Origin of the sequence: Streptomyces sp. NPDC059787, assembly GCF_042732315.1 — a bacterium.
Classification (GTDB): domain Bacteria; phylum Actinomycetota; class Actinomycetes; order Streptomycetales; family Streptomycetaceae; genus Streptomyces; species Streptomyces atrovirens.
In genome coordinates, this window is record NZ_JBHWHX010000006.1 from 173,080 (window position 1) to 184,622 (window position 11,543).

Below are 11,543 nucleotides of genomic sequence, written 5' to 3' on the forward strand. Positions count from 1 at the left end.
GGTACTTTCTGGAGGTGCCGGGGGGGCGGGCTGTCCGGGGGTGCTTGGGGCAACCGGGCTCCTCGGGGCGGGGCCGCGGGGGGGGGGGGGGGCTTGTGCCGGCCCCCCGCCCCCATCCGTGCGCTCGCGCGCCTACTGCTGCTGCGCCAGGCGCTTGTTGAACTCGCCCTCGACCTGCTTGGCGGCATCGGCCGGGGACTTTCCGTTCAGGACGGCGGTCAGGTACGTCTTGATCGGGTTGGGGTCGTTCTCGACGGCGGCCCACTCGGGGATCAGCGGCGTGGTGCCGCCGACGGCGGCGGCCGGCGCGGCGGCCTCGGCGGGGGCGTTGCCCTCGAGGTTGCTCTGCAGCGACTCCTTGTTGGGGATGACGCCGTTGGCCTTGGCCAGCGCGCCCTCGAACTTGTCGGAGAGGGCGATCTTCAGGAACTCCTTGGCGAGCTCCTGCTTCTGGCTGCCCGCGGCGACGGCGAGGTTTGAGCCGCCGAGGAAGACACCCTCGGGCTTGTCGGCCGTGGCGCCGGGGATGGTGAAGTAGCCGATGTCCTGCTCGATCTTCGGGTTGGCCTTGATCGCGGTGGCGGCTTCCCAGCCCATGCCGATGAACGAGCCGGTCTTGCCCTTGGCGAAGATCTCGGCCTGCTGCGGGGTGGCCTCGTCCTTGTCCTTGGGGGCCTCGGACAGCGCCTGGAACTTCTTGTAGGTCTCCGTGGCGGCGGCGACCTTCGGGTCGGCGAGGTTGGAGACGTACTTGTCGCCGTCCTTCTTGACCAGCTCGCCGCCCTCGCCGATCACCAGGCCGACGAAGTGGTACCAGTTCTGGCCCGGCAGGTAGATCGGTTCGGCGTCGGTCTTCTCACCGATCGTCTTGAGGGCGGCGTGGAACTCGTCGCGGGTCTTGGGGGTGTCCTTCAGCCCCGCGTCCGCCCAGACCTTCTTGTTGTAGACGACGACGCGGTTGGCGAAGTACCACGGCACCGCGTACTGCTTGCCCTCGAAGACGGACGAGTTGTTGAGGGAGTCGGTCCAGTCGGCGCCGATCTCGGTCTTGAGGTCGCCCAGGTCGGCGAGGCCGCCGGTCTTGGCGTAGGCCGGGGTCTGGGTGTTGCCGATCTCGAAGACGTCCGGCGGGTTCTCCTCGGACAGGGCGGTGGTCAGCTTCTGCTGGATGCCGTTCCACTGCTGGTTCTCGAACTTGACCTTGGCCTTGGTCTTCGCCTCGAACTCCTTGGCGAGGTCCGCCTGCCAGTCGTCGGGCGAGGAGCCGTCCATCACCCACACGGTGAGCGTCTCGCCGGCGTAGCCGTCCGCGCCGGCCTTCTTGTCGCCGTCGCCGTCGTCGCCGCCGCACGCCGCGACGGAGAACAGCATGCCCGCGACCCCGATCGCGGCTATCAGCTTGCGCTTCACGCGCCACCCCTCCTCAGGAATGCCTTGCTCACCCACGCCCTCGGCGGTGACCCCCACAACGGCGCAACAGCTCGGCGGGCTGGGACCCGGCTTCCTCTAAATGGTTTAGACCAGCAAGGGGAGCTTGGCCTAGACCTATGGCTCTGTCAAGGGTCGTGAACTCACGCCTGGATAACGGCTTCGACGCCTCCGACGGAGCGCAGAACTCCACCCAAAGAGGGACGGGTCGAAGCTTGGACTAGACCAAAGTGAGAACCCACCGTTATAACGGGATCGCCGAGCGTGCGGCGCCGAACCCGGCCGTCCGCCGACGTGCACCGCGGTCGGCACCTGCCGTCCGCGCGCCGGACACCGCAGCCGGGAGGCAGGTCATGAGCACGGACGTCAGCAGCGCCCAGGCCGACACGGGGGCGCCGGGCCGTATCGGGCGCGTACCGAAGTACTACCGCATCAAGCAGCGGTTACTGCAGATGACCGACGAGCGCGTCCCGGGCGCCCCGATGCCGGCCGAGCGCCTGCTCGCCGTCGAGTTCCGCACCTCCCGCACCACGATCCGCAAGGCCCTGCAGGAGCTGGTCGGCGAGGGCCGGCTCGACCGGATCCAGGGCAAGGGCACGTTCGTCGCCCGCCCGAAGGTCTACCGGACGCTCCAGCTCACCTCGTACACCGAGGACATGCAGGCACAGGGACTGAGCCCCACCTCGCAGGTGCTGGACATCGGGTACATCGCCGCCGACGCGGAGCTGGCGGTCCTGCTGGAGGTGGATCCGGGGGACAGGGTGCTGCGCATCGAGCGGCTGCGGCTGGCCGGCGGGGAGCCCATGGCGATCGAGGCGACCCACCTGTCCGACCGGCGCTTCCCCCGGCTGCGCCGCAACCTGTCCCGCTACACCTCGCTCTACACCACCCTCGCCGAGGTGTACGGGGTACGGCCGGCGGAGGCCGACGAGACCATCGAGACCTGCCCGGCGACACCGCGGGAGGCGGGGCTGCTCGCCACGGACGTGGGCCTGCCGATGCTGCTGCTGTCCCGCCACTCACGGGACGAGACGGGAACGCCGGTCGAGTGGGTCCGCTCGGTGTACCGGGGCTCGCGCTACAAGTTCACGGCGACGCTGACTCGTCCGGGGCCCTGACCGGGCGGTTCACACTCAACACCACTTTCCTCCGGGGCAGTTGCGACGCCGTGACGGAAGGTCGTTCCTTGACAGGCCCCATTGGTCCAGTCCACCATCCCAGTGGTCTGAACCAGTCGGCAGCACGCCCGGTGCACAGGGCGACATCGATGTCACACAAGTGATCCCGGACGCCTGCCGCGACCGGCCGGCGCGCTCGTCGGACATCGCCGCCGCCGAGGTTCTCGCGGGAAGCGCCGGGCCGTCGTGGCACCGGCTTTCCGCCGGCTCCCGCCTTCCTCCTGTCCGCATGCCGTGAGTGATCCCGATCTCCGGAGTACCGCATGACGACGCACCACCGCTTCTTACACCGAGCCCCCTCCGAGCGCCCCTACTTCAGCGCCGACGGTGAGACCTACCTCGCCGGGACGCAGCTGCGGCACCTGACCAAGGACCTGCCGCTGCGGGTGCTCTCGGAGGAACAGTTCGCGTCCTGGCAGAACCACGGCCACGTGGTGGTGCCGGAGGCGATCTCCCCCGACGCCGCCAAGCTGCTGCTGGAGTTCGCCTGGGAGTTCCAGGGCCTCGACCCGCAGCGCCCCGAGACCTGGTACGAGGAGCGCGCCTTCCGCTCGGACCTCGACCGTGACCTGTTCGTCTACGGCTTCGTCGAGGCGTACCAGCACCAGCTGATCTGGGACAGCCGGCAGGCACAGCGGGTCTACGACGCCTTCGTGGACGTGTGGGACTGCGAGGAGCTGTGGGTCACCCTGGACCGGCTCAACCTCAACCCGCCCAATGTGCGGAACCGTTCGCGTTCCCTCATCGACCCCACGGACGAGGGGTTCGACATCGAGCTGCACTGGGACGTGGACACCACGGCGAGCGTGCCGCCGCAGCGGGTGCAGGGCATCATCGCGCTCACCGACACGGAACCGGACCAGGGCGGCTTCCAGTGCTCCCCGGAGCTCTTCCGCCGGTTCGAGGAGTGGAAGGTCGCACAGCCCGCCGACCGGGACCCGATCCGTCCGGGTGCCGACCGCACCGAGTTCCCCGTCGTACGGCCCCGGCTCAAGGCCGGTGATCTGCTGATCTTCAACGGGATGCTGGCGCACGGCGTGGCGCCCAACACCTCGGCCGACGGGGTGCGCGCGGTGCAGTACCTGTCGATGATGCCCGCCCTGGAGGAGCACGAGGAGCTGCGCCGCTCACGGGTGGAGTCCTGGCGCACGCTCAGCACCCCGGAGTGGAACGCGACCCTGCTCGGCGACGCCGTGAAGCACGAGTCCCTGCGCTACGGGCCCGCCGAACTCAACGGCCTGGGACGGAAGTTGCTGGGACTGGACTCCTGGCACGAGTCGACGCGATGAGTGAGGAAGCCGACATGCACCGGATATGCCTGAGCCTCCCCACCGACCGGGAGTGCTCCGCGACCATCACCGCCATCGGCGGGGAAGCCTCGTACGCCGCCCGGCACTTCGACGTCGAGGTGCATCTGCTGATCCTCGACTCCTCCGACGAGCGGACCCGCGAAGCCCATGCCCGGACGGTCGCCGCGCTCCCCCGGGCCGCGGGCGTCGTCGTGCACCACCTCGACGAGTCCGCCCAGCGGGACTTCCTGCGGGGCGCCATCGACCGGGCCGCGCTCCCGGAACCGGAGCGGATCCTCGACCTCATGCTCCCGGACGCGCTCTCGTACGGCGCCTGCACCAACCGGGCGTTCCTCATCGCGGCGGCGCTGGACTGCCGTTCGCTGCACCGGCGCGACTCCGACTGCGGCTACCAGGTCTTCGACGGCAAGCCCGTCCATCCCATCCACCACGAACTGACCTCCCTGGGCAAGCGCGCCCGTGACGCCTTCGCCGGCGTGTCGGAGGTGACGCTCGACCCCGCGGCCGCCGACCGGCCCGTCTCCATGGTGGGCGCCTCCTTCATCGGGGAGCTCTCCGTCGACATCGGCGGGATCCGGGAGCTCGACAAGGAGGTGTACGACGAGGTCGTCGCCCTGTGGGCGCCCGGCCACTGGTCCGCCGAGCAGAAGCGGGAACTGGTCGAGGAGTCCTTCAAGGGCGCCGGGATGCTGCCCTTCACGGGCGACCACTCGACGCTGACGCTGGTCGACCCGATGTGCGTCGACATGTCCAACATCGCCTTCGACCGGGACGTGTACGAGCGGCTGCCGCTGCCGCCCGCCACCGCGACCATCGGCAGCGACTACTTCCTCATCCACGCCGTGCACGACGCCGCGCTGCCCGGTGTCCTGCACAACCGGCACATCGAGAACTACTACACCGGGGAGCGCCGCACCCACGCCGGCTTCCTGGCGTACCAGACGCGGTTCGTGAAGTTCCTGCTGTCGATGCTGTACCTGCACTACGTCTACGAGCGGATGGCCGACGCGGGCGCCGCGCTGCTGGACGAGAGCGGGCGGCTCGACCCGGCGCCGTTCGCCGCGTTCCTCGCCGAGAGCGTGCGGCTGGACCGTACGGAGAACGAGCGGCGGCTGGACACGGTCGCGGCGGCGTACGGGCGACTGGGCGGGAAGTACGCCGAGTTCGCGCGCGGCATGACGGCCGACCGGGAGCGTCTGCTGGACGAGGCCGCGCTCGACACCGAGGACTTCGTGCTGCTGATCGGTGCCTGGGAGGCCCTCGTGCAGGCGGGCCGGGGCGCTCTCCGGTGACCGCGGCCCTGCGTGCCGCCCTCGCGGCCGCCACCGAGGACGCGCTCGTCTACGACCTGGACGGGATCGCCGCCCGGTACGACGCGCTGACCGCCGAACTGCCCGGAGTGGACGTGCGGTTCGCGATGAAGGCGTGTCCCGTGGAGGAGGTCCTGGCCTGTCTGGCCGGCCGGGGCGCCGGTTTCGACGCGGCGAGCCCCCGGGAGATCGTCCGGGCGCTGGCGACGGGCGTGCCCGCGCACCGGGTCCACTACGGCAACACCGTCAAGTCCGACCGGGACATCGCTCAGGTGTACCGGATCGGTGTGCGGGACTTCGCCACGGACAGTGTGGAGGACGTGGCTGCGCTGGTCGAACACGCGCCGGGTGCACGGGTGTTCTGCCGGCTGGCGACCAGCGGTGAGGGTGCGCTGTGGGGGCTGAGCCGGAAGTTCGGGTGCTCGGCGGACGACGCCGTACGGGTGCTGGCGGCGGCGCGGGACGCAGGGCTGGTCCCCGCCGGTCTTTCGGTGCACGTCGGGTCGCAGCAGATGACCGCCGAGGCGTGGCAGCAGGCGTTCGCGGCCCTCGCCGAGGTGCTCGCGTCGCTGCACGGCCGCGGGATCGTGCCGGACCACGTCAACCTCGGCGGCGGCCTGCCGGCGCTCGGCTATGCCGACCGCCGGGGTGAACGGCTCGACCCCCCGCTGGACAAGATCTTCGCCGTGCTCCGGGAGGGCATGGAGCGGCTGACGTCCCTCTCCCCCCGTCCCCTGGCCTTCATCGTCGAACCGGGACGCCATCTGGTGGCCGACCACGGAGCGGTCCGGGCCCAGGTCTCCCGGCTGACGTCCCGCCGCGGACCGGACGGGGAGCGGGAGCACTGGCTGTATCTGAGCTGCGGGAAGTTCAACGGCCTGTACGAGATGGACCAGGTGCGGTACCCGCTCGTCTTCCCGTCCCACCCGGACGGGTCCGACGCCGACCTGGTGCCGGTCGTGGTCGCGGGTCCCACCTGCGACAGTGACGACGCCTACGCCCACGAGCACAGCCGGGTACGGGTGCCGAGGGCGGTCGCGTCGGGCGACCCGGTCTGGGTGCTGTCGGCGGGCGCGTACGCCGCCAGCTACACGACCGAGGGCTTCAACGGCTTCGGCCCGCTCCCCCGCGTCTGCGTGGGCGGTGACACCCCGGAGGTGCGCGTCCGCGCGATCGCCGAGGACGACTGGCCGCGGATCGCCGCGCTGGAGGCCGAGGTGTACGCGCCGGCCTCGCTGTCCGAGGGCGTCGAGGCGCTCCGCTCCCGGGGCCGGGCCTCCCCGGAGACCTGCTTCGTCCTGGAGACCGGTGACCGTGTCGCCGGCTACGTGCTCGCCCTGCCCTACCCCCGCTTCCGGTACCCGGACCTGACCCGGCCGGAGGAGCGGGCGTACGACTCCGGCAATCTGCATCTGCACGACCTCGTGATCGCGGACGATCTGCGCGGCAGGGGGCTGGGCAGCAGACTGCTGCGGCATCTCACGGCGGTCGCCCGGCGGTCGTCGTACGAACGGATCTCGCTGGTCGCCGTCGGCGGGACGGCGGGCTTCTGGGCCGGTCACGGCTATCTGCCCGAGCCGGAGGCCGAGCTCCACGGGGGTTACGGCGACGGCGCCGCCTACATGTCCCGCCCGGTGCGGTACGACCGCTCCGGCGGCCCGGAAGAGGGGTCCTGACGCCCATGCTGCCCACCCTCGGCGATTTCCGCCGTGACCAACTGGCGATCGCCGCCCTGTTCTCCTTCCTCGGCTTCCAGTACGCCACCTGGGCCTCCCGGCTGCCCGCCCTCAAGGACCGCTTCGACCTGGGCGGGACGGAGGTGGGGCTGCTGCTGATGGCCGCCGGGGTCGGGGCCGCGGTGTCCTTCCCGCTGGTCGCGCCGCTGATGCGGCGGCTGGGCGCCCGGCGGCTGGCACTGTGGTCCGCGCTGGCCCTGGCGGCGGTGCTGCCCGTGCTGGCCGCGGCCGGCAGCTATCCGCTCGCCCTGCTGGTGATCCTCCTCGACGGTATGGCCGTCGGCTGTCTGAACGTCGCCATGAACGCGCAGGGCGCCGCTCTCGAAGCCCATTACGGGCGGGCCGCGATGGCCCAGTTGCACGCGACGTTCAGCGGGGGCTCGCTCGGGGGCGCGCTGCTGGCCTCCGGGGTGAACACCGTGACGCACTCGGTGACCGCGCACTTCGCCGTGGCGGCGGGGCTGGGGGTGCTGCTGCTGGCGGGTTCCAGGCCCCGGGTGCTCACCGACGCGCCTGCTCCCCAGGCCGAGGAGCAGCCGGCCGGGGGCGGGAAGAAGGGGCTGCGGAGCCTGACGGGCGCCTCGCGCACGGCTCTCGTACTGGGCTGCGCCATGGTGTTCGGCACGGTCGTCGAGGGCGCCATGAACGACTGGTCGGCGCTCTATCTGACGGAGGAGGCCGGTGCGTCGGGGCGGCTGGCGCCGCTGGGCATCGCCGTCGTCTCGGTGATGATGGTGGCGGCCCGTCTGCTGGGCGACGGCTGGCGCAACCGGTGGGGCGACGCGCGCATGGTGCGGGTGGGCAGCACGATGGCCGGCACCGGTCTCGCCCTCGCGCTGCTGACCGGCGGCACCTGGCCCGCGCTCGTCGGCTTCGCCTGCGTCGGCCTGGGCATGGCGACGGTGACCCCCTGCCTCTACGTCGCCGCCGCCGCGGAGGGCCCGGACGCCCTCGCCCTCGTCGCCGCCATGGGCACCACCGGCCTCCTCGCGGGCCCGGCCCTGATCGGTTTCGTCGCCGGGCACACCGATCTGACGACCGGCATGGCGGTGGTCGCGGCGTCCGCCGTGCTGGTGGCGGTGTGCTCGGGGTGGGTCCGCTTCAAGGAGCGGGAGGGCGAGCCGGTGCCCCACTGAACGTCGAAGGGCTCCCGCACGGGACGGTCCGTGCGGGAGCCCTTCGACGTGTGTCACGGCGCGAGCATCAAATGGAAGGCGTGCTCCCGGGCGTCGAGGACGAGGACGGGGGTGGAGCCCCGGCCGACGTCGCCCCGGTGGTCGTGGACCTGCTCGACGACCAGCCGGCCCGACCGGGGCGGGCGGCTACTCCGGCACGGCTCCGAGCGTCTTCAGCACGCCGTACACGCCGACGCAGAGGATGGCCGCGCTGCTGAGGACGAGGGCGGCGGTGAGCCAGGGGTTGGTGCGGAAGCGCTTCGGCACTCCGGTGTGGCGCAGGCGCCACACGGCGACGACCACCGCGAGCAGGAAGACGCCGCCGCCGATGCCGCCGATCTGCACCATCAGGACCGGTGACTGCATCCAGAGGAAGAAGCAGGTCCACAGCAGCGGCAGGCACCAGGTGAGGACGCGGATGGTGCGGGTGCGGGCGCGGACGTCGCTCCAGTCGACGACGCCGAGCAGGCCGAGCGTGTTGGTCCACAGCCGGGGCACGGAGGCGGTGGAGCCGATGAGGGTGGAGAAGAGGACGGCGAACGCGCCGACGAGGAACAGGTACTCGGCCCAGGGGCCCATGGTGTCGGTGTAGATCCGCGAGAGCGTGGTGATCATCTCGTTGCCCTCGGGCACCAGGCCCTGCGGGTGGAGCACGGCCGCGCCGATGACGTAGAAGGAGAGGGTGCACAGCACGCAGACGGCGAGGCCGGTGAGGGCGTCCAGGCGCATCACCTTGATCCAGCCCTCGGCGCGGCGGGCGCGCTCCTCGCTGCCGTCGTCCGGGCCGGTCCAGCGGGCGTAGCCCTTCTCCAGGCACCAGTAGGTGTACGTGGTCATCTCGTCGGCGCCGACGCCGGTGATGCCGAAGACGGCGAGCGCGATACCGACGGTGCCGGCCGGGATCTCGAAGCCGAAGCCGCTGCCCAGTTCGCTGCCGTCGTAGCCGAACCCGGTGCCGGGCAGGCCGACCGCGAGGCTGACGGTGACCAGGGTGAAGACGACGACGGAGACGAGGCAGGCGCGTTCGACGAGGCTGTACTTGCCGGACTGCAGCAGCAGGACGGCGGCGACCGTGACGACGACGGCCCACAGCGCCAGGGAGCCCCAGCTCAGCGGTTCGCCGATGACCGGCCACAGCACCGAACAGGCTGCCGCCGTACCGCCGATGATGCCTCCGCGCTGGAACATCTTGGCGAAGTCCATGCCGATCCAGAGCCAGTTGATCCAGCTCAGCCGGCCGATGCGGGGGCCGACCTCGCGGTAGCCCTCCAGCGCGGTGCGTCCGTTGAGGATGGTCCACTGGGCCAGTTCCATCTGGACCCAGACCTTGACCGCGGTCGAGACGATCACCAGCCACAGCAGGGCGAAGCCGGCCTGGGCGCCGAGCGCGGTGGTGGTGATCAGCTCTCCGGAGCCGACGACGGCGGCCGACAGCACGAAGCCGGGGCCGAGATGGCGGATCCGGTCGCGGAAGGCGGTGGGTGCCGGGCGGGCGTCCTCGGGGCGCAGGGCGTACGGATCGGCCTGCGCGTGCTCCGCCGCTGGGGCGGTGGCGGTGGTCGACATGGCGGTGTTCCTTTGCTGGTTCCGGCGCCGTCGCCGGAGCGGAAGGCAAACAGGGCGGGTAACGGCATGGGGGGTGGCGGGTCGGCGGCGGGGTCAGCCGGCCGCGTGGCGCGGGGGGTCACCGGCGAGGACACGGAGTACGTCCTCGGCGACCATCAGGCCCATCGCGCGGTTGGCCTCCGGGGTGCAGGCGGCCATGTGGGAGGTGAGGGTGAGCCGGGGCGCCGTGCGCAGGACGTGGCCGGCCGGGAGGGGTTCGACGGCGAAGGCGTCGAGCGCGGCGGCGGCCAGGTGCCCGGAGTGCAGGGCGGCGGCGAGCGCGGTGTCGTCGACGAGGCCGCCGCGGGCGGCGTTGACGAGGATCGCGCCGGGTTTCATGGCACCGAGGCGGGCGGCGTCCAGGAGCGGTGCGCCGGCGGGCGGGAGGTGCAGGGTGACGACGTCGGCGCGGGCGAGGAGCGCGTCGAGGGTGACGGGTTCGGCGTCCGCCGCGGTCACCGCGTCGTCGGGGACGTACGGGTCGTGGGCGAGGACGCTCATCCCGAAGGCGCGCGCGTAACCGGCGACGAGCCTGCCGATGCGGCCGAAGCCGACGACGCCGATCGTCCTGCCGTGCAGTTCCGGGCCGAAGAGCTTGGGCCAGCCGCCCCCGGTGACGGCGGTGTGGGAGGCGCTGATCCGGCGGGCGGCGTCGAGGACGAGGCCGAAGGTGTACTCGGCGACGGCCCGGGAGTTGGAGCCGGGCGCGCAGACGACGGGGATGCCGCGGTCGCGGGCGGCGGCGACGTCGATGGTGTCGGTGCCGACGCCGTGCTTGGCGATGACCTTCAGCCGGGGGGCGGCGTCCATGACCTCGGCGGTGACGGGGTCCATGCCGGCGACGAGCGCGTCGGCGCCGGATATCCGGGCGAGCAGTTCGTCGTACGGCAGGGCGCGGTCGTCGTACGGGCGGACCGGGCCGGCGCCGCCGTCGGCGAGGAGGGCCCAGGGGTCGGGCGAGTGGCGGGCGAAGGTGGGTGTGGTGATGAGGGTGGTGCGGGTGGTGGGTGTGCTCATGCCCGGCCGCCCTTCCGCGCCGCGTCCAGGTGGGTGGCGGCGATCTGCTGGAGGTGGACGACGTCGGCGGCGACGGACGCGAAGGTGAAGCCCTCGTCGAGCCTGCGGGCGGCGCTCGCGCCGTCGCCGTTGTGGATGCCGGCGGCGATGCCGGCGGCCTCGGCGGCCTTGCGGATCCGGGTGAGGGCCTGCTCGAACGCGTCGGCCACGTCCGGGTCGGTGGAGGTCCTGCCCCCGATGGCCAGGCGCAGGTCGGACGGGCCGACGTAGACGCCGTCGAGTCCCGGGACGGCGCAGATCTCCTCGACGTTGGCGAGCCCGTCGGCGGTCTCGATCATGGCGAGGACGGCGGTCTGCTCGTGGGTGTCGGCCGGGTCCGGGCCGATGCGGAGCTGGGCGCGCATGGGGCCGTAGGAGCGGCGGCCGTGCGGCGGGTAGCGCACGGCGGCGACCGCGTCGGCGGCGTCCTGCGCGGTGTCGACGAGCGGCACGATGACGGCGGCGGCGCCCGCGTCGAGCGCGCGGCCGATGTACGTGGGGTCGTTGGCCTCGACGCGGACCATGCCGACGGCGGTGGAGCCGCGGGTGTCGGTGGCGATGAGGTTGTTCAGCAGACCCTGGTAGCCGAAGAGGCCGTGCTGGGCGTCGAAGGCCAGGTAGTCGTAACCGAGCCGGGCGAGACGCTCGGCGGCGACGGGCGAGTCGAGCAGCGACCAGTAGCCGATGAGGGGGCGACGGTCACGCAGGGCGGCGGTGAAGTGCGCGGCGGTGGTCATGGGAGGTC

Annotated in this window: 9 protein-coding genes and 2 pseudogenes; 6 read left to right on the plus strand and 5 right to left on the minus strand. The window is 72.0% G+C overall.

Annotation, left to right across the window (positions count from 1 at the left end; all coding sequences use genetic code 11):
- Window positions 1-132: 132 nt before the first annotated feature.
- A complete protein-coding gene (locus tag ACFV5H_RS08190) occupies window positions 133-1,410 on the minus strand; it encodes an extracellular solute-binding protein (RefSeq protein ID WP_385050741.1) in 1,278 nt (425 codons plus the stop codon).
- Window positions 1,411-1,781: 371 nt separating this feature from the next.
- On the opposite strand from ACFV5H_RS08190, the gene ACFV5H_RS08195 reads away from it, so the two are divergent.
- The 6 genes and pseudogenes from ACFV5H_RS08195 (at window position 1,782) to ACFV5H_RS08220 (ending at window position 8,098) form a co-directional block, all read left to right on the plus strand.
- On the plus strand, window positions 1,782-2,546 hold the full coding sequence (locus ACFV5H_RS08195; RefSeq protein ID WP_385193489.1) for a GntR family transcriptional regulator: 765 nt from the start codon (window positions 1,782-1,784) through the stop codon (window positions 2,544-2,546).
- Window positions 2,547-2,869: 323 nt separating this feature from the next.
- Window positions 2,870-3,895, plus strand: coding sequence for a phytanoyl-CoA dioxygenase family protein (locus tag ACFV5H_RS08200; protein ID WP_385193492.1), 1,026 nt, complete (start codon window positions 2,870-2,872; stop codon window positions 3,893-3,895).
- Window positions 3,892-5,208 carry a DUF6271 family protein gene (locus ACFV5H_RS08205; protein WP_385193495.1) on the plus strand — a complete coding sequence of 439 codons (1,317 nt, stop codon included), beginning with the start codon at window positions 3,892-3,894 and terminating at the stop codon, window positions 5,206-5,208. The genes ACFV5H_RS08200 and ACFV5H_RS08205 overlap by 4 nt, the downstream gene beginning before the upstream one ends.
- Window positions 5,166-6,368, plus strand: a pseudogene (locus ACFV5H_RS08210) (type III PLP-dependent enzyme); the annotation flags it as partial. The gene ACFV5H_RS08205 and the pseudogene ACFV5H_RS08210, both read left to right, overlap by 43 nt.
- 75 nt (window positions 6,369-6,443) lie before the next feature.
- Window positions 6,444-6,902, plus strand: coding sequence for a GNAT family N-acetyltransferase (locus ACFV5H_RS08215; RefSeq protein WP_385193605.1), 459 nt, complete (start codon window positions 6,444-6,446; stop codon window positions 6,900-6,902).
- Between the two features lie 5 nt (window positions 6,903-6,907).
- Entirely contained in the window at window positions 6,908-8,098 is a 1,191-nt protein-coding gene (locus tag ACFV5H_RS08220) for an MFS transporter (RefSeq protein ID WP_385050749.1), read from the plus strand.
- Between the two features lie 68 nt (window positions 8,099-8,166).
- Here the strand turns inward: ACFV5H_RS08220 and ACFV5H_RS08225 are convergent.
- The 4 genes and pseudogenes from ACFV5H_RS08225 to ACFV5H_RS08240 all read right to left on the minus strand — a co-directional run.
- Window positions 8,167-8,277, minus strand: a pseudogene (locus tag ACFV5H_RS08225) (superoxide dismutase); the annotation flags it as partial.
- A 7-nt stretch (window positions 8,278-8,284) separates the two neighbouring features.
- Window positions 8,285-9,703, minus strand: coding sequence for an Nramp family divalent metal transporter (locus ACFV5H_RS08230; RefSeq protein ID WP_385193498.1), 1,419 nt, complete (start codon window positions 9,701-9,703; stop codon window positions 8,285-8,287).
- A 93-nt stretch (window positions 9,704-9,796) separates the two neighbouring features.
- The gene (locus tag ACFV5H_RS08235) at window positions 9,797-10,759 is read right to left on the minus strand and encodes a phosphoglycerate dehydrogenase (RefSeq protein ID WP_385050753.1); all 963 of its coding nucleotides are present in this window, start codon (window positions 10,757-10,759) and stop codon (window positions 9,797-9,799) included.
- Window positions 10,756-11,535: an HpcH/HpaI aldolase/citrate lyase family protein gene (locus ACFV5H_RS08240; protein ID WP_385050755.1), complete on the minus strand. Its 780-nt coding sequence runs from the start codon at window positions 11,533-11,535 to the stop codon at window positions 10,756-10,758. The genes ACFV5H_RS08235 and ACFV5H_RS08240 overlap by 4 nt, the downstream gene beginning before the upstream one ends.
- Window positions 11,536-11,543: the final 8 nt, after the last annotated feature.

Excerpts from the sequence above, each read along its gene's own strand:
- ACFV5H_RS08200 (WP_385193492.1), top strand. The coding sequence starts at position 2,870 with ATGACGACGCACCACCGCTTCTTACACCGAGCCCCCTCCGAGCGCCCC.
- ACFV5H_RS08235 (WP_385050753.1), bottom strand. The coding sequence starts at position 10,759 with ATGAGCACACCCACCACCCGCACCACCCTCATCACCACACCCACCTTC.
- ACFV5H_RS08195 (WP_385193489.1), top strand. The coding sequence starts at position 1,782 with ATGAGCACGGACGTCAGCAGCGCCCAGGCCGACACGGGGGCGCCGGGC.
- ACFV5H_RS08230 (WP_385193498.1), bottom strand. The coding sequence starts at position 9,703 with ATGTCGACCACCGCCACCGCCCCAGCGGCGGAGCACGCGCAGGCCGAT.
- ACFV5H_RS08205 (WP_385193495.1), top strand. The coding sequence starts at position 3,892 with ATGAGTGAGGAAGCCGACATGCACCGGATATGCCTGAGCCTCCCCACC.
- ACFV5H_RS08240 (WP_385050755.1), bottom strand. The coding sequence starts at position 11,535 with ATGACCACCGCCGCGCACTTCACCGCCGCCCTGCGTGACCGTCGCCCC.
- ACFV5H_RS08220 (WP_385050749.1), top strand. The coding sequence starts at position 6,908 with ATGCTGCCCACCCTCGGCGATTTCCGCCGTGACCAACTGGCGATCGCC.